21 protein-coding genes are annotated in these 25,855 nt (G+C 42.3%); 3 read left to right on the top strand and 18 right to left on the bottom strand.

The genetic code is table 11. The features are described 5' to 3' along the window. Nucleotides 1-63: 63 nt before the first annotated feature. The 17 genes from BUC20_RS19460 to BUC20_RS19380 form a co-directional block, all read right to left on the bottom strand. Complete coding sequence (locus BUC20_RS19460; protein ID WP_073232772.1) at nucleotides 64-1,005, bottom strand: T9SS type B sorting domain-containing protein; 942 nt, start codon at nucleotides 1,003-1,005, stop codon at nucleotides 64-66. 18 nt (nucleotides 1,006-1,023) lie between these two features. Beyond that, entirely contained in the window at nucleotides 1,024-1,791 is a 768-nt protein-coding gene (locus tag BUC20_RS19455; protein WP_073232771.1) for a hypothetical protein, read from the bottom strand. A gap of 28 nt (nucleotides 1,792-1,819) precedes the next feature. After that, nucleotides 1,820-3,838, bottom strand: a complete 2,019-nt coding sequence (locus BUC20_RS19450) for an Ig-like domain-containing protein (protein ID WP_143166859.1) — start codon at nucleotides 3,836-3,838, stop codon at nucleotides 1,820-1,822. A gap of 384 nt (nucleotides 3,839-4,222) precedes the next feature. Further along, nucleotides 4,223-5,500 (bottom strand): hypothetical protein, encoded by a 1,278-nt coding sequence (locus BUC20_RS19445; protein WP_143166858.1) that lies wholly within the window; start codon nucleotides 5,498-5,500, stop codon nucleotides 4,223-4,225. Nucleotides 5,501-5,507: 7 nt separating this feature from the next. Then, nucleotides 5,508-5,699 (bottom strand): hypothetical protein, encoded by a 192-nt coding sequence (locus BUC20_RS19440; protein WP_143166857.1) that lies wholly within the window; start codon nucleotides 5,697-5,699, stop codon nucleotides 5,508-5,510. Nucleotides 5,700-5,715: 16 nt separating this feature from the next. Then, a complete protein-coding gene (locus BUC20_RS19435) occupies nucleotides 5,716-7,083 on the bottom strand; it encodes a RagB/SusD family nutrient uptake outer membrane protein (RefSeq protein WP_073232767.1) in 1,368 nt (455 codons plus the stop codon). A gap of 9 nt (nucleotides 7,084-7,092) precedes the next feature. Continuing rightward, nucleotides 7,093-10,473 (bottom strand): SusC/RagA family TonB-linked outer membrane protein, encoded by a 3,381-nt coding sequence (locus tag BUC20_RS19430; RefSeq protein WP_200800978.1) that lies wholly within the window; start codon nucleotides 10,471-10,473, stop codon nucleotides 7,093-7,095. Nucleotides 10,474-10,486: 13 nt separating this feature from the next. After that, a complete protein-coding gene (locus tag BUC20_RS19425; protein WP_084529081.1) occupies nucleotides 10,487-12,793 on the bottom strand; it encodes a S9 family peptidase in 2,307 nt (768 codons plus the stop codon). Nucleotides 12,794-12,842: 49 nt separating this feature from the next. Continuing rightward, nucleotides 12,843-14,441, bottom strand: coding sequence for a S8 family serine peptidase (locus BUC20_RS19420; protein ID WP_073232765.1), 1,599 nt, complete (start codon nucleotides 14,439-14,441; stop codon nucleotides 12,843-12,845). Between the two features lie 254 nt (nucleotides 14,442-14,695). After that, on the bottom strand, nucleotides 14,696-15,421 hold the full coding sequence (gene pgl, locus BUC20_RS19415; protein WP_073232764.1) for a 6-phosphogluconolactonase: 726 nt from the start codon (nucleotides 15,419-15,421) through the stop codon (nucleotides 14,696-14,698). A gap of 87 nt (nucleotides 15,422-15,508) precedes the next feature. Further along, nucleotides 15,509-17,020 carry a glucose-6-phosphate dehydrogenase gene (gene zwf, locus BUC20_RS19410; protein ID WP_073232763.1) on the bottom strand — a complete coding sequence of 504 codons (1,512 nt, stop codon included), beginning with the start codon at nucleotides 17,018-17,020 and terminating at the stop codon, nucleotides 15,509-15,511. Nucleotides 17,021-17,056: 36 nt separating this feature from the next. Then, nucleotides 17,057-18,469, bottom strand: a complete 1,413-nt coding sequence (gndA, locus tag BUC20_RS19405) for an NADP-dependent phosphogluconate dehydrogenase (protein WP_073232762.1) — start codon at nucleotides 18,467-18,469, stop codon at nucleotides 17,057-17,059. A gap of 10 nt (nucleotides 18,470-18,479) precedes the next feature. After that, the gene (locus BUC20_RS19400; RefSeq protein ID WP_073232761.1) at nucleotides 18,480-19,232 is read right to left on the bottom strand and encodes an ROK family protein; all 753 of its coding nucleotides are present in this window, start codon (nucleotides 19,230-19,232) and stop codon (nucleotides 18,480-18,482) included. A 169-nt stretch (nucleotides 19,233-19,401) separates the two neighbouring features. Beyond that, nucleotides 19,402-19,707 (bottom strand): hypothetical protein, encoded by a 306-nt coding sequence (locus BUC20_RS19395; RefSeq protein ID WP_073232760.1) that lies wholly within the window; start codon nucleotides 19,705-19,707, stop codon nucleotides 19,402-19,404. Between the two features lie 4 nt (nucleotides 19,708-19,711). Beyond that, the gene (locus BUC20_RS19390) at nucleotides 19,712-20,428 is read right to left on the bottom strand and encodes a pirin family protein (RefSeq protein WP_073232759.1); all 717 of its coding nucleotides are present in this window, start codon (nucleotides 20,426-20,428) and stop codon (nucleotides 19,712-19,714) included. 21 nt (nucleotides 20,429-20,449) lie between these two features. Next, nucleotides 20,450-21,076 (bottom strand): alpha/beta hydrolase, encoded by a 627-nt coding sequence (locus BUC20_RS19385; protein WP_073232758.1) that lies wholly within the window; start codon nucleotides 21,074-21,076, stop codon nucleotides 20,450-20,452. A 1-nt stretch (nucleotide 21,077) separates the two neighbouring features. Beyond that, nucleotides 21,078-22,013 carry a ring-cleaving dioxygenase gene (locus tag BUC20_RS19380; RefSeq protein ID WP_073232757.1) on the bottom strand — a complete coding sequence of 312 codons (936 nt, stop codon included), beginning with the start codon at nucleotides 22,011-22,013 and terminating at the stop codon, nucleotides 21,078-21,080. Nucleotides 22,014-22,191: 178 nt separating this feature from the next. Here BUC20_RS19380 and BUC20_RS19375 point away from each other — a divergent pair, with 178 nt between their 5' ends. Next, nucleotides 22,192-22,821, top strand: a complete 630-nt coding sequence (locus BUC20_RS19375; RefSeq protein WP_073232756.1) for a sterol desaturase family protein — start codon at nucleotides 22,192-22,194, stop codon at nucleotides 22,819-22,821. A gap of 232 nt (nucleotides 22,822-23,053) precedes the next feature. Next, entirely contained in the window at nucleotides 23,054-24,616 is a 1,563-nt protein-coding gene (locus BUC20_RS19370; protein ID WP_234994559.1) for an alpha-L-fucosidase, read from the top strand. Here BUC20_RS19370 and BUC20_RS19365 read toward each other — a convergent pair. Continuing rightward, the gene (locus BUC20_RS19365) at nucleotides 24,558-25,136 is read right to left on the bottom strand and encodes a histidine phosphatase family protein (protein WP_073232754.1); all 579 of its coding nucleotides are present in this window, start codon (nucleotides 25,134-25,136) and stop codon (nucleotides 24,558-24,560) included. The genes BUC20_RS19370 and BUC20_RS19365 overlap by 59 nt on opposite strands. A gap of 399 nt (nucleotides 25,137-25,535) precedes the next feature. Between BUC20_RS19365 and tssD the strand changes: the two genes are divergently transcribed. Then, nucleotides 25,536-25,855, top strand: a 320-nt coding sequence (gene tssD / locus BUC20_RS19360; protein ID WP_073232753.1) for a type VI secretion system tube protein TssD, incomplete at its 3' end; no start/stop codon positions are given.

The raw sequence follows: 25,855 nt of genomic DNA, 5'->3' as shown, positions 1-25,855 counted from the left end.
TAAGAATATAGAATCCGGCGCTTTGCAGCCGGATTTTTTATGTATTAATGAATGAGCTGGTCATCAACGGATGATCGTAATGAAACCTTTATAAACCTCCCATTTATTGGAAGCAATCTTGATTTTTAATAAGTAGAAATAGGTGCCTTCATTTAGCTGACTACCATCCCAATCATTCTTATATCCTTTTTTATCATACACAGTAGATCCCCAACGGTTAAAGAAAGTCAGCTCATTGGCTTCGTACAGTTCCAGTCCGGGGATCGTAAATGTATCATTACGCCCATCTCCATTTGGTGTAAATACATTGGGAATAGCGAGATTGGCAACAGATTTAACATCTGTAGAGGTGTTGTTGGCGAGATTTGGATCTTCTTCTTTGGCGCTTACTGTAGCGGTATTGCTGATCATCCCCGGATTCAGGGCTTTGACTTTGATCTTAAGATCTGCAGTCTGCCCGTTTTCCAGCTTTGCAATTTCCCATACCACAGTTTTACTACCCAAACTGTAATCGGCGAACCCAAGTGTCGGCCGGCCGAGTTCTTCCATACTCAATTCCTTTGGAAGAACATCCAGAACCTTAATCATACTAGCCGTGCCTGCTCCATTGTTTTTGATCTGAATGTTGTATTCAAAGGTATTACTGATGCTTACGGCTTTTGATTCTGACTGTTTTTTTATCATCACATCAGCGCTGACCGAGGTAACAGGACCAGCAGTCAGGATTAAAGGCTGTGATATATCGGAGGCACAGCCCTCAGTATTGAACGAAATAACGGTATAAGTACCCGGCAAGAAGGCGACATACTCTTCCTGAGTGGCGTTTGGAATAGCTACATCATCTCTGATCCATTGGTAAGTATTTGCATTAACAGAACTTGCCCGCAATTTTAGCGAAGAACCATTCGGGATATTCGCTGTAGGCGGAGCATTAGATTGCGCAAAGCATGCCGTTGCACTGAGCAACAGCATACCTGACACAAAACCTTTTTTCCTGTTAAACATTTAAATAGTTATAAGTAATTATGGCGCAATCAAGATTGTTGGTGTAGCTGGTTTAGGCGTAACCGTGATGGTTGATGAAGGTGCTGATGTTTTAACACATCCATTTGTATCCCCTGATTTTAAGACTCCGGCAGCAACCACATATTTAATCGATGCTGTGAATATGTATGCTCCGGCTCCGGCAGTATTGTTTAGTGTGAAGGTATTTCCTGAAGCCACACCAATGGTACTTACATCACCAACAGCCACACCACCTTTTGTTGCAGTCCAGGTATAAGCATAACTTACATCTGTAAGTGCAGGAGCGATAGCAGTTGCGTTTGCAGGGATGACAGAAGACTGAGTGGTTGGGTTAGAGGCGCCCTGACAGAAACTGGCATTTGATGGTGCTCCAAGAGCTAATGTTGCTTCCGGCAAGACATAAAGACTGAATGCAGGCGACACATCCCCCGAACAGGTGTTTGGTGAAGCCGAAATAATGAAAACTTTAAAGCGGTGTTCTCCTGTGCTTAATGCATTACTTACGGTAAATACAGGAGCAGTACCTGCAACAGTTACCGAAAGCGGTGTTGCTGAGCCCATAGGAGCATCTGCTGTACTCCATTCCTGCCAAACCACCTGGTCGCCAACAACAAGCCCTGCTTCAACTGTTGCATCTGGCTTTAAATTGGCTGTAGCACCACCACAAAGGTATAATGGGTAAGAGTCAGCAAGTACACTGAATGGCAATGCGAATAAGAAGAATGCTACTGCGATTAATCTTAAGTTTGTGAATTTCGTTTTCATAATTTTAAAGTTTAAGAGTTTATATAGGTTAATTTAAATTTAAAGTGACGTGTGGAGTTGGAGGTTTAGGGTGAACAACAACGAGCACATTGCTGTCGCTAAAGCAACCGTTTATGGTATATCTTACATAGTAGGTGGTATTTCCAAGTGGAGGAGTCACGGTGGTTGAAGGTAGGGCTGTCCCGCCCGCAGTAGCAGACCATACATAGCTGCCTGCAGTACTTCCGTTTGCATCAGCAGGATTTAAAGTGCTCAGGTTAACCGTTTGTCCCAGACAAATGGACCTTGCACTGATTGCTGGGAGGGACGGTTGTAAATTAATGGTGACTGGTGTTGAAGCGCTATTCACACATCCGTTAGCTCCGGTAACTGTGTAAGTAATCGTTGCTGTTCCAATCGCTATACCTGAAACTACTCCACCTGCAGAAACGGTGGCTTTTAGAGGATCGCTGGTAACCCATGTTCCTCCGGGAGTTGCATTGCTTAAAGTGGTGTTGCCACCCATACAAAGAGTCGTTGTACCAGTAATAGACGGGACAACAGGGAGCGCATTAATAGTAACCAAAGCTGAAGCAGTGTTGGTGCAACCATTGGCTCCCGTAACAGTATATGTAATCGTCACAGTTCCCGAAGCAATAGCCGAAACTACACCACTGGTAGAAACTGTTGCTTTTAGTGGATCACTTGTACCCCATGTACCTCCGGCGGTGGCGTTAGCTAATGGCGTAGTACTGCCTACGCAAAGGGTGGTTGTTCCGGTAATGGCGGCTACTGTTGGTAAAGGATTAACTGTGACTACAGCTGGCAACCTCAGTGATTCCCCGCTGCAACTATTTTTTGCTGTGGCAGCGTAATAGGTTGTTGTTGTACTTAGTGCAGGGGTAGTAAAGCTGTTTCCAGTAAAAAGAAGTGTTCCTGCTGCATCATACCACTTGGTTACGTTGCCTGCAGGTGCCGTTGCAATTAATGTAGCTGTATTATTCGCACATATGGTCAGATTTTGTACAGTAAACACCGGACTGGCAGTTGTCCTTTGAACTTCATGTACACGTAGGGTAACTAAAAGACCTAATACTGCGGCGTAATTGATAGAAAGCCGGTCAAAAGGTAATGTGGGCTTAACCGAAACCGTAATTGGCGCTCCAGTGTTGAAAAGACCCAGCAAATCAAGACTTAAGACCGCGCCAAGATTGGATGACCAGACGGGAGTGGTACTGCTACCATTATAAGCATTCACTGCAATGTTGCTAAGTAAGCCGAGGCTCAATGCGCTAGGTGGAATGGAAAGAGTTGCTTTCACCTCATCATTTGTAACGGATGGACCTGAAAAATGAAAACTTTGTTCCACTGTGCTTAGGAGAACCGAAGGGGTAATATTAGAGAATGTAGACATGTTGCCATCTATTGCATTCAAAGAGTTACTCACAGTTCCGTTGCCAGACCATGAGGTCCCTAAAGACAATCCGCAGTCGGCGATATTTGACGTGTTATAATAGGCGTAAAATACATTTGCACTTGCGGTTTCTGCGGGAGCGCCTAAAAGTCCGCCACCACCACCGGTTACAATAAGCCGGGCAGTATTGAAGGTTCCAGTTGCATATACACCGATGTATTGAGTACCGTCTCCAGCTACTAATTCATAAAAGGCCGAACCTGCAGCTATGGTTGTGTTGTTGTAGGCTGCTGCACTAATAGAACTTGCTATCGAAGGAAGCGTAATCGCAGAGACCTTGATAAATACGACTGTATTTAAAGGAACATTGGATGCGAATTGCAGATTGATATACGCCGAAACCGCAGATCCTCCCAGTGCCCCGGTAGTTCCTGTGACGGTAATATTGGCCGGAGTCGATCCGGCAGGTGGAGTCGTTGTGCTTGCTCCTCTGACATTTGCTAGACCCGTGATTGTTCCTGTTCCACTTTGGCTGCTCTGTGTTGCATACATCTTCTGCCCCTTTGCCACATCTCCTCCTCCAACCACAAACACTAAAGTCAGTAGCAGACAAAAACAACTGATACTTATGTTTTTTAGTCTGAAGAGCAGCATAACAAGAGAGGAATTTATAGCTGTTTTATGCCCTCAGGCTGAGCAGGACAACTATTTGTTTTTCGTTACCTCAAACTTAGGTCACAAACAGGGCTTAATTTCTGTTCATCTTGTTCATTTTTTAAAGTCTTATTTTTGGCTGTTTTTATTAGAAATAAAGTGATTCCTTTCTATTTGTAGTTTCAACAGCTTGCTAATCAATATTCTTTATCTTTTTGGAATAAATCTGTTCATTTTGTTCATGGTTTTGATCAAAAAAAGCTAGTCAAAGCGAGGCTGTTTAAAATTGGAAGGAATGGAATACTACAAATTATAGAAGAACGTTAGAGATTTTATTGGTCAAAAAAAAGCTGCACCGGAATGGTGCAGCTGCGCTCAGAGTACTTAATTTGCCCTTTCGAAATGATATCGTATCGGCATCGTTTTCATGACAGGTGTATCTCCATAAGATTGATATTCCTTGTAAGTGTTGGCAAGGAAATCTGTAGGTTCATAATCCCGTATGGTTACTTCCAGTATTTCTTTTGGACCCTCTTTAAAAATCCTTAATCCCAGTTCTCCTGGTCGGATCTTAGATTTTGTCGCAGAAAAATTAACGTTCATTGCAGAGACCTTTACCAGCATCATTTTTACCCTTAAAGGAAAACCTGCTGTTTCCTGCAATACTTCCGTTACTTCACCCATATTGAGCAGTGTCGCATCTTTGAAGTAATTCTTAACATCTCCGGTCATTTCTATTTTCATCCCATTGTCTCCAAAAATCAACAGGTCTTTATCTGTATTTTTTCCCGGAAGTGCTGCAGGTGAATCATTTAAGTGTTCTGTGCTTTGAGCGAGCCATTCCCTGTTGGTAAAACCTTTATACTTCCAGCTGCCTTTGAGCTTTTCATAAGCACCGCCAAAAATGGTGATTTTGGTCTTGTCAAAGTTGCCAGCTGCATAATATTGATTTAATCCTGTAAGTTTCATCATGATCACATCTTTTCCAGCTTCCTGTTTGATGAGTTTCAATTTTACTGTTCCTTTTGATTTCCCCGCAGGAATGACAAACTCTTTAGGACCATCAAAACTGAAGTTACGGCCTTCAATAGCGGTGGTTCCCTCCATAAATTCAACCGGAATTCTCAGTTCTTTTTCCGCAACAAAAGTCCCTGCACCAGTTTGAAGGGTCAGGTTGATGTCTGCGGATTCGGTCATGGTTACACTCTTAGATTCAAAGCTATATATCAATATATCTTTTAGCGCGATGCCAATTTCTGTGAATAATAAATTCCCCGGTTTTATTCCTGCAGGCATATCACGAAGCGTCACCTTTAGAGATTTCGTTTTATCAAATGAAGGTTTCGTGATCACTTTTACCTCTGCTACATTCGTTCCGGCAGCAAAAACAAAAGACGTCGCTTTAATTTCATAGTCTGTTCCAACCATAGCGCTTCCAATTAAGCTGAAAGGGATGATCGTTTCATTAGGTACAGGAGCACTGGCTACAATCTTCATGATCACTTCTCCCGAAGGGGGAATACCATGAGAGAAACTTTCAAATGCTACGCTGATTACCGGTGAGTTGTTGTCTTTCTTACTACATGAAGTAAGAACACTGAGGAAAAGAGAGAGCAATAGCACTCCCCATCCAGTTAACCTGTTGTGCATATCTTTATTCATTTTTTTGTTAAGAATTATCCCATTCATCTCGTTTCGCATCTAATAATGCCCTTTCGCTATCCGTCAGAAAAGTAGGGGGAGGAACCAGATATTCGATGATATAGCCTTCCTGTCTTGGAGGGATTTCGTTGTCTTTTTTACAGGCAGAAGTGGTCATGATCACCACTGCAAAAACTGCCAGGATAAATTTATTTTTCATATCAGTTGCGTTAATTTTAGTAACCTGGATTTTGTTCCAGGCCGTTGATAATTTGTACATCTACCCCAGAAATAGGAAAAGTGTACATGTATGGTAATGTGGTGTATTTTCTTCCGTTTGCTGCCACCCAGAAAGAAGGGCAGCCATTTCTTTTCAGTTCAAACCAGCGGTCTCCTTCACCGTATAGTTCTTTTCTTCTCTCGTTTAAAATGGCCTGAATCAATGGGCTAAGCGGTTTGCCATTTGCATCTTGCGAAATAGTACCGGCTTTAACTTCAGGTAAGTTTACCATAGTATAAGGTTGATATTTGGCAATCCTTTTACTACGGATCTGATTCAAATAATTGAGGGCATTGGATTCATCCCCTTTATGGGCATAAGCTTCGGCCAACATGAGGCACATTTCATCCGTCCGCACATTGGCAAAAAAGTTCTTCTCATTAACCCGCTTTGGACCGAAACTGAGTTGAAACCTAATGTCATTTTCTTTCTCTGTAAATAAGTCGAAAAATTCCTTTGATGCCGGTCGGGATTTAAGCGTTCCCATTTCGCTCTTATAGGCCAGATCTGAGGAAACGTCGCTAAAAATGTAAGAGCGCAGTAAGGTATTCCCCTGCTGAGCATTTTTACTCTGGATCATTTTATGATAAGCTGCGGTATCCAGCATTGGGTGAGCCTGCAGCAGCGCAGCGGCATGAACAATGGTTTTGTCCCAGTTCCTGGTCCAGAAATGAAGCCTCGCAAGGTAAGCCCTGGCTACATCTGCTGTAAAACGGAACAACTTATCTTTCACATTATAAGAGATGGATTTGTTCAGGTCATCTTCAATCAGGGCTACTGTTTGTCCGTAAGTGCTGCGTAGTGGTTTTTCTTCCATGTTGAACTCTGTTACCAGGGCCAGTCCAACTTGCTGATCTCCTCTAAAAGGTTCGCAAAACTCTCTCAAAAGCGAATAATAAGAAAATCCGCGAATGGCATAAGCAGTACCCATCACATCATTGTCGGCAGGTGTCCCTTTTGATTTGAGGTTGTCAATGATGATATTACAGTCTCTGATTATGGCGTACAACTCTGAGTAACGGGTTTGCTTGCTATTCAGATGAGCACCTATGTAAACCGGAATACTTGAACCTCCGGGATATTGCGTCAGATTGGCATCCAGGTTGTCTGAATAATATTCCAGAGCTGAAACCGTGCTGACATTTCCAATCAAACCGGAACCAGAGCCATAGTCCAGATCATTCAGTCTGGAATGAAGTAAAGCGGCAAATTCTTCTCCGGTTTTAGGAATGGTTTTGCCATTGGGTTTGATGTCCAGAAAGCGCTTACATGCCGAAAAAACAGTCAGGAAGGCGAATAGTATAAGGATATGAATTCTTTTCATAATGATGAATTAAAGGCCTACGTTTAAACCAAAAGAAACGGACCTGGTTAGCGGATATACTGCTCCCGGAGTCTCCGGATCAATTCCTTTATAGTTGGTAATGGTGAATAAATTAGTAACAGACATAGAAAAGCCCAGCGACTGTAGTTTCATGCGTTTCGCTAAAATAGTGGGGATCGAGTAACTGGCGGTAACCGAACCAATCCGCAGGTAAGAAACATTTTGCATCATGCTTGCCTTGGTCGTGGAGCCGAAAATAGGGTTGTTCATATCCAGTAAAAGCGGAGCAGCAAAAGGATCGATTATCCTTGGGTATCCGGAAGTAATAGGATTGGAAGGAGTCCATCTGTTTGCCCATTCTTTAGGCACATTAACATGATTTACGTACAGGTCATTCTGGAAAGTCGGCAGTCCCTCAGTCCTGGTCATTCCGTCAAGTTCATTGGAGGATAGAATAGGGGCGATCTGCTCAATGATCTTTCCACCAATAGAGTAGTTTCCGCTAACACTCAGAGAGAAATCTTTATAACTCGCTGTAGTGGAGAATCCTCCCGTAAGCGGAGCAATAGAAGTGCCCAGATAATGAGTGTAATTCTTGTCGTTTCTTAAGCCGGTGCGGTCGGTAATTGCGGCATCTGGACGTAACTGGTATTTGTAGATCCCGGTTTCCGGATCAATTCCGATCACCTTTCCGGAAAAAATGGAGCCGATAGGGTAGCCTACAGCTTGTTGTCCGCCAGATACATTAAGCGTGCCGTTTGGATTGGTGTATTTGGTCAGTGTATTCATGTTATATGCCGCATTGATGGAAGTACTCCAGCTAAATTTTGCAGTTTTTACATTTAAGGTGCTCAGGCTGAATTCCAAACCTTTATTGGTAGTTTCCGAGGTATTGAATTTTTGTGAAGAGAATCCTGTCGTCGTAGGAACTTTTAATTCAGTAACCAGATCCGTGCTTTTGCGGTAGTAAGCTTCAATGGAACCACGTATCCGGTTCTTTAAGAATCCAAAATCGATCCCACCTTTTAAATCCTGTGTTTTCTCCCATCGAAGGTTCGGATTCGGGGCATTTGCGATACGTCCCATGCGGTAATATTCTTCCTCAGTTTTGCGGAAATTGTTCATGTAATCCATCACGAGCTGAGGATATACACCTTTGTTGATATTTCCAGTGTATCCGGTAGCAAGTTTTAAGGATAAAGAACTCAATACAGGTTTCAGACTTTCAAAGAAAGTTTCCTGATCGGCATTCCAGGATAAACCAAAAGACCACACCGGGTTAAACTGCTGTTTGCTTCCAAAGTTGTTGGAACCATCCGTTCGGGCAGTGAAGCTGGCAATATATTTTCTGTCATAAGCGTAATCTACCGCTCCATAGAACGAAGCAAAAGCCTCATCAGAAATCGTCTGACCGGAAAGACCATCCACCATATTTGCGTAGTTAATGAGTTCATTGTAATCTACCTCATTGGTGTTTTCTGGTTTAGGTTTTACGGGCATAGAAGAATTTCCTGTAATTTCATCATAGCCATAACGTTTAGCAAAAACGCTTTTTAGTTGCTGTTTCCTGATCTCTGTTCCTGCCAGGGCACTGATGCTATGCTTGTTGCCAATGGTTTTGTCGTACTGAAATTGTCCACGTAAAAGGTAACTGCTGTTATTGGCATTCGATTGTGTGATAGAGCCGTAAGTCCTTTTAGAAGAGACCCCATCAAAGTAAAGCCTGTCTTTAAAAGCATTATAAGTGTAACGCCCGTTGATGTTGTCGTTTCTATTGTCCGTATAGGAGTAAGAACCAATTCCTACAAACTTGAAGTCATTATTGAATTTATAGGAAAGGTCCATTGTTACTGTTCCTGAAAAATTCTTTGCCAGTTGGCTGCTCTCATTGATCTCACGGAATACATTGATCCCGTTTGGAGGAGTATAAACGTCAAATCCACCTCCATTTACTGCTTTCAGGTTAAAAAAAGTCTCATCGGATTTATAACTCCCATCTGCGTCGTACGGTCTTTCGTATGGATTGGCAAAATAAGCGTATTTAAAAAGATCAAGCGTAGCTCCGGGGCTCTTTGCCGTTTGATAGGAAAGATCCGTAATGAGACCGATAGAAAGCTTGCTGTTCGGGGTCAGGTTGACCTTTGCATTCACATTATAGCGATCGGCACTTGTTTTTTGAACAAGGCCATTGTTGTTGCTATAGCCGGTCGATAAATAATAAGTGCTCTTATCATTACCTCCGGAAAATGAAAGGTAATGACTTTGGGAAAAGGAATTACTGAAAAGCTCATTGAACCAGTCTGTGGTATGATTTCCAGCATCCTGAATAACCTGGTCTTGCTGTGCAGGACTTAAGCCTGCATATTTGCCTTTTCCGGAACGGACCATCCCTACCAAACCGATCGAAGGATAATATCCTTTTGCTGCAAATCCGGGCGCCGAAAAATCGTCCCATAACTGCTGTTCCCAGGCCAGTTTCTCTCTGGAATTCATCAGGCCTGCGTCACGCTGCGGAGCCATGCTTACCGTAGCATTGGTGGAGTAGGAGACTTGCATGTTTCCCGAAACTCCTCTTTTCGTGGTCACCACGATTACTCCGCCTGCCGCTCTTGATCCGTAAATTGCAGCAGCAGAAGCGTCTTTTAATACCGTAATCGATGCAATGTCATTCGGGTTAATCCCTGCCAGACCTCCGGAGAAAATGGTATTGAAATCATTTGCCTTCACCTGACTGGAGCTGATCTTTGGAATGTCCTTTTGCAAAGGAACCCCATCTACCACCCATAGCGGTTCTGCATTTCCGGTAAGCGTATTCGTTCCGCGTATGCGGATGCTGGAAGATTCTCCCGGCCGGCCGCTGACAGAAGTGACCACCAATCCGGCTACTTTTCCCTGAAGCAGTTTGTCTACATTTTGAAGGGGCTTGTTTTTTAGCTCTGAGCCATCAACAATTGCAATGGAACCTGTGGTTCTGCGGGTGGTGGTCTGGTTATAACCCGTTACCACTACTTCTCCGAGAGAGGCATCTGTTGATTTCAATTCAATGTTTAGCACACTGCTTTTCTCCACTTTAATGACCTGTGTGACCATAGACACATAGCTGATTTGTAAAGTTGCCCCCTTGTTAACCATCATGGAAAAATGGCCGTTAACGTCGGTCATGGTTCCCTTACGGATTTCTTTGGCCAGTACAGACGCACCGGGAAGGGGATTCCCGTGTTCATCCCTGACCTGTCCGCTGATCGTAATCACCGGAATAGAGACACTACCTGTGTCTGTCTTTTTTACCTGCTGTGCTTTCAGGTTCGTACAGGGCATGCTGAGCAGCAACCCTGTAAAAACCGTAATGCTCAGCATAGGTAAGTGCTTTAGCGTAGATTTTTTATCCATATATGTGTTTAGTTTATTGGTGTGATACGATGTCGGTGTCGTCATTTTTGATCTTCAAAAGGTTTTCAAGAAAATAATAACGGATAAGATTGGTATAGTATTTATCCCCAAGGCCATGGTCTTTTCCGGGAAGGACCATCATGTCAAAGCGCTTGTTCTTTTTGATCAATGCGTCTGCAAGTCTGAAAGTATTGGCCGGATGAACATTCTTGTCCACATCGCCAGTGATCAGAAAGAGCTTGCCTTTGAGGTTTCCTGCCAGAGCAGCAGTAACGGGGATATTGCTTTCAAATCCATCTTTTTGTTGCCATACGCCATGATAGGTTTCTCCCCACCATTGGGTGTAAATATTGCTGTCGTAATTTCCTGAAGCAGCAACAGCAACTTTGTAGAAATCAGGATAGGTAAGTATAGCGGTTGCGGTCATAAAACCTCCTCCTGAATGGCCATAAATACCTACTTTATTCAGATCGATATAAGCATGTGTTTTCGCCAGGTTTTCAATCACATACTTATCATCTGCAAGCGCGTAATCCCTCAGGTTGCCATAACCGAAAGTATAGAAGTCACGGCCCCTCAGTGGACTGCTGCCTCTGTACCCAACATTGATCACGATAAAACCCATCTGTGCGAGCGACTGGTTATAGTTGTCATCCAAGGTGAATTTTCTGGGGATAAAGTCTTCCTGCGGACCAGGATAAACATTGGTGATAATGGGATATTTCTTATTGGTATCGAGGTTAAAGGGCTTGTAAATGACCCCGTAAAGATCGGTTATACCATCTGCAGCTTTTACTTTCAGCAATTCAGGTTTCTTCCATCCTGTTTTTAAAAGCGCTGAAATGTCTTCTTTAGCCAGCTCCATCAGTTGCCTACCTTTCATGTCCCTCAGTACAGTAACAGCCGGTTGGTCCATCCTGGAATAGGTGTCTGTTAAGTATTGCGCATTGGAAGAAAGACTGATGTCATGATGCCCGTTTCCAGGACTAAGCAGGCGGAAATCACTACCGTCAAATTTTACTTTGTAAAACATACGGTAATAAGGATCTATGCCTTTTTCCCGTCCATATCCTTCAAATATAAGACTGCGCCCGGCAGTATCTATTTTGAGGATTTCTCCGCTTACAAACTTTCCGGAAGTGATGGCGTTCTTCAGTTTTCCATTGCGGTCGTAGAGGTAGTATTGTCCATATCCGGTTCTTTCCGACCACCAGAGGATATCGTTTCCATTGTTTAGAATCCGACAGTTAAACAACTGGTCATTAAAATGCGGTTTGGAAGTCTCGGTAATGAGCTCAGTCACTTTACCTGTTTCGCTATCTAAACGGCATAGGTCCATTTGTTCGTTGGTTCTGCTTCTCCGCAAAAAGTAAACATAACGCTCATTCTCGCTAAGCCCACCACCATGAAGCATTGTGCGGCCGTTAGTGATGGTGGATTGCATGATGATCTTTTGATCCGGGTATTTTGAGATGTCCAGCTTTGTTGCTTTACCTGCAGCAGCATCGAATAGAAACAATTCGTATTGCACCACTTCTTTATCTCCCGGCATAGGGAATTTATAGGTGTTGACCTGAGGACGGGGGGTGGCCAGACTATTGATGATGCTCATCTCCTGAACCCTTCTCTTGTCTTCCCGCAAGGCGAAAAATTTGTTGCTGCCCTTAAACCAGTAAACAGAAGGACTGCTTTTCTTATCGTCGGTAATGGCACTATTGGAAGAGGTAAAGGAATAATAAGGCGCGCCATCCAGAGTTAAACGCAAAGCTGTATCTGTGCTGCGTTTCTGCAGATAAACGTTGTGTTGATAACCGTAGGTGAACCAGTTGCTATCCGGGGAAAACTTTTTCCAGTATTCTGCTCTTCCGGCCGCAGCTGTATTTTGTGGAGGGCTAATCTTGGGAATCTCTTTGGCTGACCTGCCTTTAGCCAGGTATTGGTAACGTTTGCCTTTATATAGAAAATTGAAGTTTTCGGGATTTTTAGGATTGATCTCCAGGTTGTAGAAAGACAGCTCTTTGGGGTCTGTATTTTCGCCCCTGATTTTGCTGAGTTCCTTTGCAAGATCGCGGGTGTCGTAAAGTGGTTTCAAACTGCCTTTTTTTGCATCACCGAGGTAACACACAGGAACTGGACCGGAACTGTCTGTATAATAGAAAACGGCACTTTTATCAACCCAATTGAGACTTACAGACCCGCTTTTTACATATTTACCCAGCTGATCACCGCTGTATTTTTCTGCAAGTTCCAGAACTGCTGTCTGCGCACTAAGCCGGCCGGCAAGCAAGCAGGCCAGGATGGATAACCTAAGTTTATTCATAACAATTTACCCCCTTAAATGAGGCTCCGTAAAATTTTTAAGCAAGATTTTATTTTTTAGACTGACTGCTTTTCTGAGCCATCTTTACAGCTTGATAAGCATTCACAATACCACCGGTTACCGAAAGCTGTCCAAAGGATACCTGTCTTTTTCCTTTTCCGGGAACAGGACCAACATTGTCCTTTAAGGAAGTGACAGAAGCAAGAATAATTCTCCTCACCTCCCGGGCGGATAGTTTCGGAAAATACGACCAGATCAATGCAGCAACCCCGGTAACGATAGGAGTGGATAAGCTGGTTCCATTGGCGGTTTGATAACCGTTATTTAAACCGGTAGAGGTGATGTTGATGCCTGGTGCGAAAAGATCTACCTGGGTAGCACCATAATTACTGATGGAGGCTGCGGTTCCGGAAGCATCGGAAGCACCTACTCTGATCAGGTTTGCTGCACGTTTTGTCGCCGATTCCATACCGGAAGGATAAATGGACACACTGTCCACATTCAGTCCTTCATTACCAGCGGCATGAAAGAGCAGAACACCCTTTTTATCTGCGTATTTAACGGCATCATTTACCCATTCACTGTTGGGTGAAATGTATTTGCCGAAACTCATATTGATCAATTTAGCGCCATTGTCTACGGCATAACGAATGGCCAGAGCAACGTCTTTGTCGTACTCATCTCCGTCTGGAACTGCCCTTACGCCCATTATGGCTACAGAATCTGCAATTCCATCGATCCCAATCCCGTTATTTCTCACCGCCCCGATTAGGCCGGCAACAAAAGTTCCATGATAAACTTCCGCTTCATAAAGATTGGCATTCCCATAATATTTGTCTTTCAGGGTATAAGTATCTCCGATCAGATCTCTTGGTACTGCTTTGTCATCCAGACTCTTAATCCTTTCGTTTGCAACTTCAGACTCTTTGACCGTAGCAGCCAGAGCCTCCTTCCATAAAGATTCTTCTTTGAATTTGAGCATACTACCCTGTACAATTTTGTAGGCATCGCTTAATTTGGGATCTTCAATTTTTAAGGCCAGGATGTCTGAAGTGCGAGGCTCATTTGCCGGTTTCGAAGCGCGGACAAAGGAATCAACAGCGACAAAAGCATCGGATATTTGTTGCAGGTAAGCACCAAACTTTATATAGGCACCAATTTTAACTTCTTTGCGCAACTTCAGGAAATAAGCATATTCCTGTTGTTCAGCTGCGGTTTTAAGGGAAGAAGCTTGTACTTTTTCAAAACGTGGCCTCAATCGTTTGTATTCTCTGAAAGCTTCAGTTCCTGTTTTTAAGAGGTTTCTTCCGTCTTTATTGCCAAGGAAATTCCATCCGTTGAGGTCGTTGGGATATCCTTTTGAGCCAGGTTTAGGGTTTTTCCATACTCTGGCTTTCAAGTCTTCATGGTTGACGTTTAAATCTGCGTCAATAACTGCGACGGTAATCTTTGTTGGTTTGATGTTGAGGCTGTCAAGAAATTGATAAGCCTCGTTGTTGGATACCCCATAGAAACCTGATTTTGCAGGAGAAAGGAGGTGCCAGTTTTGTGGTAATTCCTGTTTTTTAGCAGGAACTTCCTGAGCCTGACTATAAAGGGAAGGGGCAAGACATAAAAATGCGAACGGAATAAATCTGTTAGGATACATTGAAATTAGTAAAAGAAAAAAAATGGTTTGCTGGCAGGAAGGAAGTCAATAGCAGGCCAATATTACAAAAAATACCAAATAATTTTATGTTTAATAATTTTTTTTGTAATCAATGTAACCTCATTGTTATCCAACCATGATTTTCCTGTTAAAAAAAACAAATATAAAATTCTGCTCATATGAAAAAAGGTATCCGAAAATGGGATACCTTTTTTCTATCCATGATCTGAGAAATCAGGATTTATGCCGGGATCTTAGTTGTCCAGCAATGCTGCTGCGGCATCATCTAAAAACCAGGTTACACTTCCATCAATCGGATCGATCAATTGTGTAGGGTATAATTTAGTGTTCTTTTTCTTGTCCTCAATGACATGTTTTACTGCATCGGCCTTGTTCTCTCCGAAAACCAGGAACGCAATGTTTTTTGCTTTATTGATTAGTGGGGCAGTAAAACTAATGCGATAAGTAGAAAGCTTCTCTACAAATACAGAATCAACTTCTACTTCTTTACTGTTCAGAATTGTGGTGCCTGGGAATAATGAAGCCGTATGTGCATCATCACCCATTCCTAAAAGGATCAGGTCGAAGCTGAGGTCTGCACCTTTAAAATGTGCGTTTATTGCTTTTGTATACTCAATTGCTGCTTTTTCAGGAGCCAAAGTGGTGTCCACATAGAAAATCTGATTTTCAGGGATTTCCAAGAGGTCAAGCATCGCCGTTTTCGCCATCAGGCCGTTATAACTCTCATGAGTTGGCATCACATTCCGCTCATCCCCAAAGAAGAAATATACTTTTGTCCAGTCGATTTTGTCCTTATAGCTGGTTGCAAGGGAATGATACAGGGCTTTCGGGGAATTTCCTCCGGTTAATACAAAGTTGAAACAGCCTTGCTCTTCAATTGCTTTATTGGCAATTGCCACAATGTAATCAACAAGGTCTTCCTGTAATTCTTCCTGAGTTTTATAAATCAATAAGTTCATTGCTAATTGTTTTTATTGTCAAAAGGCCAACCGCAAGCAGCCATGCGGATGCAAGTGGTTGGCCTCTTAAAAATGATATTTATTCTTTTAATCTTTATTCAATGGTAACGTAAACCAATGGAAGCCATCTCTTGCGATTAAGGCTTCCGCATCTTCCGGTCCCCATGAATCAGCCGTATAGTTAGGGAAGCTCAATGATTTTTTGGTTTCCCATGCATTCACGATTGGCATCAGCAGTTCCCATGCACTTTCTACCTGATCTGCACGCATAAATTGTGTCTGATCACCCGTCATCACATCCAGTAACAATGTTTCGTAAGCCTCTGGTGCCTGAGCAGTATAGGTTCCTTTGTAATCGAAAACCATGTCTACCGGATTTAATACCATGTCCAATCCAGGTCTTTTTGCCTGAACCTGTAAACGGATACTCATTTCCGGCTGGATGCTGATGATCAGCCTGTTTTGTTGCCAGTGTTCAGTTACTCCTGAAGGGAAAACCTGATGTGGCACATCTTTAAACTGAATGGTAATCAACGACGAAGTTTGGAATAAGCGTTTTCCTGTACGCACATAGAAAGGAATGCCCTGCCATCTCCAGTTGTCCACAAAGAATTTAATTGCGGCAAAAGTTTCGGTATTTGAATCCGGATCCACCCCATTCTCATGACGGTATCCTGGTACTTCTTTTCCTTCCACCCATCCTTTGGTATATTGTCCGCGGACTGTACTAAACCTGATGTCTTCCGGACTGAAAGGGCGCATCGCTTTCAATACATCTACTTTTTTATTTCTGATCTCATCGGCATCGAAGTTAATCGGTGTTTCCATTCCGATCAGACAAAGCAGTTGAAGCAGGTGATTCTGGATCATATCTCTCAATGCACCAGCGCCTTCATAGTAACCACCTCTGTCGCCCACTCCCAATTGCTCCGTTACAGAAATCTGTACGTGGTCAATATAGGTCCTGTTCCAAAGTGGCTCCAGGAAAGAGTTGGCAAAACGGAAAGCCATAATGTTCTGAACCGTTTCTTTACCAAGGTAATGATCAATACGATAGATCTGTTTTTCTGTAAAGATGCTGGTCAGGATACTGTTTAGCTCTCTTGCAGTTTCCAGATCTCTTCCAAAAGGTTTCTCGATCACAATTCTGCAATTGTCTTCTTCCCCTGCCAGGTTATATTCTGAAAGACATTTGGCAATTAGTGGAAACAGGTTAGGTGCTACCGCAAGGTAGTACAGGATCTGTGTGTCCGGACCAAATTCTTTCTGATACTTCTCAATATTGGTTTTTAGAACTCCAAAAGTTTCCGGAGCTTCTACATCAACCGGGCTGTAATGAATATTTTCTGCAAATTTGCTCCATTTTTCTTCCTTCACCTTACCGGATCTGGAGAAGCTGTTTACGCCTCCCATCAATGTTTTTCTGAAGTCATCATCAGTAAGCTTCTTTCGGGCTGTACCAATGATCGCATATTTTGCCGGCATATAGCCATCAGAATATAGATTGTAAAGTGCAGGCGCAAGTTTGCGCAAATTTAAATCACCGGTACCACCAAAAATGACGATTATGGTTGGATTGAGGTTGATGCTTGTTTTCATTGTTGTGAATTTGTGTCTTTAGTTCACTGGGGTTATTTATAAATTATCTGAATTCCAGTCAGCGTGAAATATTCCTTCACTGTCTGTGCGTTCAAAAGTATGAGCGCCAAAAAAGTCACGCTGTGCCTGTGTTAAGTTCAGTGGTGAATTTGCTGTTCTTAACGAATCATAATAGGTAAGGGCAGAAGCGAAACATGGTACGGCAATACCATGGTTAATTGCAGTAACGACCACATTTCTTGTTCCCGGAATGATGTCTTTCAACTGTTGCTGAATGCCTTCATCCGAATAAAGGTGTGGAAGCTGTGGTTGTTTTTTATAAGCCTGATAAATATCTTCCAGCAATACTGCCCTGATGATACATCCGCCACGCCAGATCTGAGAGATCTCCTGCAGGTTCAGCTCATATTTATATTCTATAGAGGCCTGAGTTAATAAATGTAAACCCTGTGCATAAGAAGTAATCATTGCAAAATAAAGCGCCTGCTCTAAATGAACGATAAATTCTTCCGGATTGTTGATTTTTACCGGAGGATGAGGTAAAGCTTTATCAAGCGCTACCCTCAGGTCTTTGAATTTAGAAAGATCCCTTGCACTTACCGACTCATTGATCGTTGGGATCGGCAATTGAAGGTCCATAGATACCTGAGAAGTCCATTTCCCGGTTCCTTTGGATTTTGCCTGATCTTTGATCACATCAATCAGGTAACCTCCTGATTTTTCATCTTTAACCTTGAAAATATCTCTTGTTACTTCTAATAAAAATGATTTTAAACGGCCGTTGTTCCATTTTTCAAATACCGCATAAATCTGCTCATTGTTGTAACCCAGGCTGTTTTTCAACAAGTCATAAGTTTCTGCAAGGATTTGCATCATGCTATATTCAATACCGTTGTGTACCATTTTTACAAAATGTCCGGAAGCTCCGGGACCAATATAAGCCACACAAGGATCGCCGTTTACTTTTGCGGAAACCGCTTCAAGAATTGGTTTTACGGCATTATAAGCTGCTTTATCACCACCTGGCATCATACTAGGTCCGAATCTGGCCCCTTCTTCACCACCTGAGATGCCCATTCCAAAGAAGTGGATGCCCTGATCAGCAAGTTCCAGTGACCTTCTGGTGGTATCTGTAAAATGTGAGTTTCCACTGTCAATGATCAGGTCACCTTTATCCAATAAAGGAAGAAGCTCCTGGATCACACTGTCTACAATCGGACCTGCCGGAACCAGAAGAACGATTCTTCTTGGTAATTCCAGGCTTTGGATGAAATCTTCAAGGACTGCAAAACCCTTCAATTGATGTGCTTTTCCATCCTCTTCCAGCTTCTTTAACATGTCCTGACTCTTGTCATAACCTGTTACTGAGTAGCCTTGGTCGGCCATATTAAGCAATAAATTGCGGCCCATTGTGCCCAGGCCAATCATTCCTAAAGTGTACTTGTTCATTATCTGCTATTTATTTTTTTGGGTGTGTGGTGAATACATGAAACTTCTCTTCCAGGTCCCATAATTTTGCACCACCCTTGATTCCGTCTTTATTGGAAACCAGTTTGATGTTATGGTCTAATGGAAAAGTAATCTCTTTGGAGTTGCCACCACCTATATATAGGGTATCGTAGTTAAATACTGTTTTATAGATTTCAATCACGCGTTCCAGGCGCTCATTCCATTCTTTCTTTCCGCGTTTTTCAAAAGCTTTATTGCCCAGATAGTCGTCGTAATCCTTGGTTTTGGTGATGGGAAGATGTGCCAGCTCCAGATGTGGAAGCAGGTCTCCGTCAAATACCAGTGCGGTACCGAAGCCGGTTCCTACTGTAAAGACGATCTCAAAGCCTTTTCCGGCTACAATTCCCAGTGCCTGCTGATCCGCATCATTGATCAGGCGGACAGGCTTACCAAAAGTATCACTGATCTGTTGGGCAAGGTCTACATTTGTCCACTTGTTTTTTGCCAGGTTTGGCGCACTCTGCACCACGCCACATTTAACATAACCAGGAAATCCAATAGAAATTTTCTCGAAAGGCAGATCTAATGTGGCCACCAATTCTTTGATCGACTTGATGACTTCCTCCGGATTGGAGTTTTTGGGAGTGGGAAGTTTTTTAAATTCAGAAAGCAGGTCACCCTTAGGGTCTAAAATACATGCTTTGATACTCGTTCCACCTATATCGATGGATAATATGTTGTTGTTTTTCTGTTCTTCAGGCATGTAGAATTTGTATAAAGATAACCAGGTGTATTAATAACACTCAAAATAACAAAAAATCGCTCATTTAAAGATGCTAAACCTCAAGATAATACAATAAAAAAACATTACTCCTTGTTTATCGGCACCTCAAGCGGGTGAGGCAGAGCTGCCTGCTGATCCGGCAGAAGGGTTAGCTTTTGCGTAATGCCTGTTTGATCTCTGTATAAAGTAAACCGCTTCCACCTCCAAAATGATAAACCACAGGAATTCCGGGCTGCTGCTTTTTTAGTTCAGCCTCCAGTTGTTGCTCTGCTTCCGGGGCTAAACCAGCACCGATAAGCACCAGGTCATAAGCTTTGGAAGAGAAGCTGGCCATTGCATCTTCCGGGGAAGCGACTGCAGTGCCCAGCATTTCTTCTTCTTTATTGATCAATCTGATCATGGTTGCTGAGATTTCCTCATGACAACACACCACCAAAATTTCTATCTTTTTCATAAGCCTAGTAATTCATCGGAACTTCCATTAATAAAACCTCCGCTTCGGTCAGGGTTTCAAGATCAATTGAACCGGTTTCCCATAATCCGTATCCATCTCTTTCATCCAATTGCTGCCCATTTACGTTTACTGATCCTTTGATCACAAAGACATATATACCATTCTCTTTGTTTTTCAACAGATGTGTCTGTTTGATCCCTGCTTCAAATTTTCCGATATGAAACCAGGCATCCTGATAAATCCAGACACCACTGTCGTCCTTTTCCGGAGATAAAATCTGGCTGAACTCATTCGGTTTCAATAAGGTGTCATACCGTTCCTGCTGATACCTCGGGCTCACATTCCTTTGATTCGGAAACAACCAGATCTGAAGGAATTTTACGGGTTGAGCAGGATTTTTGTTGTACTCTTTATGGTAGATTCCTGTCCCCGCACTCATGACCTGTATCTCACCAGGTTCAATAACAGCTACATTGTGCATGCTGTCTTCATGCTGCAGGGATCCTTCCAGTGCGATAGAGATGATCTCCATATTGTCGTGAGGATGTTCTCCAAAACCCATTCCTCCATCTACAACATCATCATTTAAAACCCTTAACGCACCAAACTGTATGCGTTCAGGATTGTAGTTTGCTCCGAAGCTAAAGGTTTGATAGCTTTTTAACCAGCCATGATCTGCAAGACCACGGGTATTGGCTTTATGTAATATTGTGCTTGCCATAATTTTATTGTGCTGTTAAATTTACAAATGAAATACCATTTTCCGGGCAAGGTCGATCTCTTCTTTACCGATCGTATGTACCCTTCCCGGGTAAATTTTTACCTGTACATCTGCTTTCATTTCTTTGAGGATACCAGCGCTCTCTTCCACTCTGGAGACCGGAACATGAGGGTCCGGGTTGCCGGTGCTGATGAATACAGGGGTTTGCATAAAATCTCCTGTATAATTTGCCCTGTTAATGGTTTCCCCAATCAGACCACCCGTGAAGGCTATCGCTCCACCATATTGACCTGCATTCCTTGCAATGTATTCCAAGGTCAGACAGGCTCCCTGAGAAAATCCTGCAAAATAGATCTTGCTCAAAGGAATACCTCCTGTAGTAATCTCCGAAACCAGCTCCTGAATCAAGGTTAGGGCAGAATTTAAGGAAGGTTGGTTTTCCTTTTCGGGAGCCATAAAGCTGTATGGATACCAGCTGTGGTTGGTCGCCTGTGGTGCAAATAAAGCCGCATCATCAACTTTGAAATGTTGGTTTAAGTTGATGATATCCGATGCCGTAGCGCCTCGTCCGTGTAAAAAGACAATGGCTTTATCTGCAGTTTCAATTGGAACACCAGCGGTGATGATGTTTTTCTGATGTGTATACATATTAACTTAATTTTGGTAAAATGCCTTCAATTACTGTTCTGTTACTTTCGTATTGTGCAGGTAATTTCAGGTTGGTACCCAATTCTTCTAAAGATTCATCAACGGTGAAACCCGGATTGTCTGTTGCCAGTTCAAAAAGTACACCTCCTGGCTCACGGAAATATAGAGAATAGAAGTAGTTGCGGTCTATCTTTTCCGTAATATTTAAGCCCATTGCTACAATTTTATCTCTGAAATACATGAGTGTCTCCTCGTCTTTTACCCGGAAAGCCACATGGTGTACTGATCCGCCTGCAACATGACCGATTGCTTCTCCCGGTGCTTCCACCAGATCTACGATTGCCGCATGGGCAACAGTATCGGTAGTGAAACGGGAACGGTTCACTTCTGTTTCCTGTAAACGATAGCCCAATACATGGGTTAATATTGCTGCTGTAGCTTCCATTTTATTGGTGGTAATGGTGATGTGGTGGAAACCATGTACTGCATTTTCCTTGCTGACTTCGGTGGTTTCCCATTGAGGTCTGCTGTCCGGAGTTTTTGCTTCTGTTAATTCAAATTTTAAACCATCAGGGTCAAGGAAGGTTAAATACCTTTCTCCGAATTTTAATGCGGGTTTATTATAGATGACGTTATTTTTCTCTAACCTGTTCTGCCAGAAATCAAGACTTCCTGCGGGTACACTGTAACCAATTTCTGTAACTTGTTTTGTACCCCTTCTGCCGGTTCCGATTCCTTCCCATGGAAAAAAGGTCAAGATACTCCCCGGAGTTCCATGCTCATCCCCGTAATAGAAATGGTAAGTATGCGGATCATCAAAATTAACTGTTTTTTTAACCAAACGTAATCCCAGTATCCGGGTGTAAAAATCATAATTCTTTTTAGCATTTCCTGCGATGGCAGTGATGTGGTGAATACCTAAAATTTCATTTTTCATATCTCAATTATTAATTACACCACAAAATTACGACCTGTGTTGTTGCGAAATCTTACCATATCGTAAGAAATACTTTTTTTGTATCTTTAAAAATGTCATCATAATTTCATAACTATTAATGGTGAATTAAATTTTAATGAATCCTGCATAAGTTTGTCGTTCGTAAAAGTTCGTCCCAATGAAAAAGAATTATATCTCCAATTCGTCTGAATCTGTCAGAATGTTTAAGAGTACATTTTTAGAGAGCCTGTCTAAGGTTCCTTATTTTGTCCCCTTAATTGTTTTCATTCCGGTAATCGGATATTTCTTTTATCAATCCTTTGTGATTAATAGTCCGATGATTGCGATCGGACAGATTTTACTGGGGCTTTTTATCTGGACATTAATTGAATATGTGATGCACCGTTTTGTATTTCATTTTTACCCGAAATCAAAATGGGGGCAAAGGATACATTTCATTTTTCATGGGGTACACCATGATTATCCGAATGATGCGCATCGCCTGGTGATGCCGCCATCTGCAAGCATTCCTTTGGCAACTGCTTTTTTCTTTCTGTATAAGCTCTTTGTTCCGGTAACTATGCTGGATGGTTTCTTCGGAGGATTTATACTGGGCTATCTTGTTTATGATATGACGCATTATATGTTGCACCATGCAAAGTTTACAGCTCCTTTCTGGAAAAAACTAAAACAACACCATATGTTACATCATTATGATGATGCGACCAAAGGTTATGGGGTAACCTCTGATATGTGGGATAAAGTTTTTGGTTCCGAACTTTCCAAAAGAGAACAAAAAAAATCCTGATCCGGGTTTTTATTTTTTCTGACTAGCCTTCCTGCCATTTTCTTCCTTTGAGCTTAAGTATCGATGCCGGTTTTGTTTTACCAATATCTTTGAGAGGTAGCAGCTGAACTTATGGTGAATGCCAAAAAAGCTTAACATTTTGGCAATTAACGCGAACTTTATAAATGAAATTCGGCCTTTCTTTGAATAGGGCATGATTTTGCTTATTTAAGGTGCATATACCATACAGAAAATGGAGATAAAGTTTTTAAAAGGCAAAGTTTGCCATCGCATGATGTTGATTTTTGGTTGTTCTATGGTGCTTGGCTTTCCTCAAAAGGGAGTAGCCCAGATTTTTACGGACAAAAATTATGTAAAAATCAGTCCGGTAGACAAGGAAGCAGATGTCATCAGAAAAGCGGCAAATGTGGTTCCTTCTCCGCGACAATTGAGGTGGCAACAACTGGAGCTGACGGCTTTTATTCACTTTGGGATCAATACCTTCACCAATAAAGAGTGGGGGGATGGCACAGAAGATCCTAAAATATTTAACCCTCAGGACCTCGATGCCCGTCAATGGGTAAAGGTTTGTAAAGAGGGAGGTTTTAAACAAATTATCCTGACTGCAAAACATCACGATGGTTTCTGTCTGTGGCCAAGTAAATTTACTGAGCATTCGGTTAAAAACAGCCCATGGAAAAATGGGAAAGGGGATGTTGTAAAGGAGGTTGCTGATGCCTGTAAAGAATTTGGGATCGGCTTCGGGATTTACCTGTCGCCCTGGGACCGTAATTCTTCCTATTTCGGAAGCATGCAATACAATGATTATTTCATCAACCAGCTGACAGAATTACTTACCCAATACGGACAGATTGATGAGGTCTGGTTTGATGGTGCAAATGGTGAAGGACCAACCGGAAAGAAACAGGTATATGAATATAGCCGATGGTACAACCTGATCCGTAAATTACAACCTTTGGCTACAATTGCAGTGTCTGGCCCGGATGTAAGATGGGTAGGTACAGAAACCGGATATGGAAGGGAGACGGAGTGGAGTGTTGTTCCGGCTGATCAGATGATCCCTGAAGCCATTGCTGCAAACTCTCAGAAAGATGCCGACTTTGCCCCGCGTGACCTTATGGCAAATGACCTGGGCAGCAGGGCCAAAATAGCCAAAGCAAAAAGCCTGGTCTGGTATCCTGCAGAAATCGATGTGTCTATCCGTCCGGGATGGTTCCATCATCCGGCAGAAGATACTCAGGTGAAAACACCGGAAAAATTGATGGACATCTATTATAGTTCAGTAGGTAGAAACGGGGTGTTATTGCTGAATATTCCTCCTGATAAAAGAGGATTAATCAGTGATAGCGATGTGAATGCTTTAAAAGGATTCCGAAAACACCTGGACGAAACATTTGAGCATAACCTGTTGAAATCAGCGGTGCTTAAAGGAAGTAATGCCGGTAAAACCGCGGTATTGCTGGATGGAAAAGACAGTTCCTACTGGAAGAGCGTAAAGAAAGAAGGAGAGGATCTGGTCATGGAATTCAAAATGGATAAAGCCGGGAAGTTTAACCTGTTACTGCTTCAGGAGAATTTACAGATCGGACAAAGGGTAGAACAATTTGTTCTGGAATATAAAGACGGAGCAACCTGGAAAAAAATCATTGACGGAACTACAATTGGTTATAAACGTTTGTTGCGTTTTCCTGAAGTAACAGCAAGAGAAATCAGGTTGAAAATACTTTCTTCCAGGCTTAACCCTGCGATTGCGGAGATTGGCCTGTACCTGCGTCCGGAAGGGAATTTGAAATAAAGATCCTGCACTCCTCATTGCGCAGTCTTTTTTTTGTGGCTCCGATGATGCCTCTTTTCTTCATTTCGCCTGTCATTTGTGTGAAATAAAAGCCATGTCCAATAATGGTACAATCCATTTGGGTCTCTTCCAGCAGGTCAAGAAATTGATTGATCCGGACTTTGGATCGCTTACGGCTTTCTGCTTGTCTGGAAGAATTAAAATACCACTGCAACCTGCCGGCAATCATCCAGAATAAGGTGGGTAATTTCACTTTTGTACTTGTAAAGGAGTGGAGCGGGATTTCATCTAATAATGTAGTCTTAATCAGCGCTTTTTCTCCGGTCAGAAAACCATGAGCAGTTTCTTCAGCTCTTTTCAGTCCACTGATGTAGGTCCTTCTTTGGCTCAGCGCTTTACTTCCTGAGACGAGCACAGGAGCGTTATCATAATCCCTGCAGGCCAGATCAAAAGATTCTGAATCATAAAATGTTTTCCAGTTAAAATCAACTTTTGAGTGCCTGATGAATGTGATTTTCATATCTGCAAAGGTAATTGATAGCGCTTTGAAAAAAAAGATACACCCTGAGGTTTTCTCAGCAATGCATCAGGAAGGAAAATTCGTTTAGCTAGTAAATCGTTTTCTAAATGAGACATTGCCTGGTTTTTATGTCTTAAAAAAGAAACGGACAAACTGGAATTGGCTTTTTTTATTCTTTATTTGCCCTTTTGCGCGGTGATAGCTTTGTTTATTAATCCCTACACCTGAGTGATTACTCAGGTGAATAAATTAGCTTTAATTTAAAAACTAATCTTGCTGAATGCGTGTTCTGAGGGTTTTTCTTCTTAACGTATACTGTATTTATTGTGACGTAAAAATGGCAAACTTTTTGTGGCTTGATTTCTGGATAATTAAATTTCAACCTTTAAACCAAAAGTTATGGCTTTCAAAGCAAGATTAGACTTTTCGGGCAAGGAGTACGATGTACTTCACTGTGCCTATTCCCTAAACCGTGATGTAGATGCAAAAGGAAGACCTTCTTCCGGAGTGTATGGTGGAACGATCGATATTGAGATCGAATCAACTGAAGATACCTCTGTCATCGAAGCGATGGTAAACAACCAGTACAAACCTTTAACCGGTACTTTACTGATCAAAAAATCAGAAGAAGATGCCAAGATGAAGGAAGTTCATTTTGAAGACGGATATATTGTGAAATATTCCGAAGGAATCAATATCGTTGGCGATAACCCAATGAC

The sequence above is a fragment of the Pedobacter caeni genome (assembly GCF_900129215.1).
Classification (GTDB): Bacteria; Bacteroidota; Bacteroidia; order Sphingobacteriales; family Sphingobacteriaceae; genus Pedobacter; species Pedobacter caeni.
The sequence above is the reverse complement of the archived record's forward strand: the minus strand, read 5'-3'. Positions and strand labels throughout refer to the sequence as shown.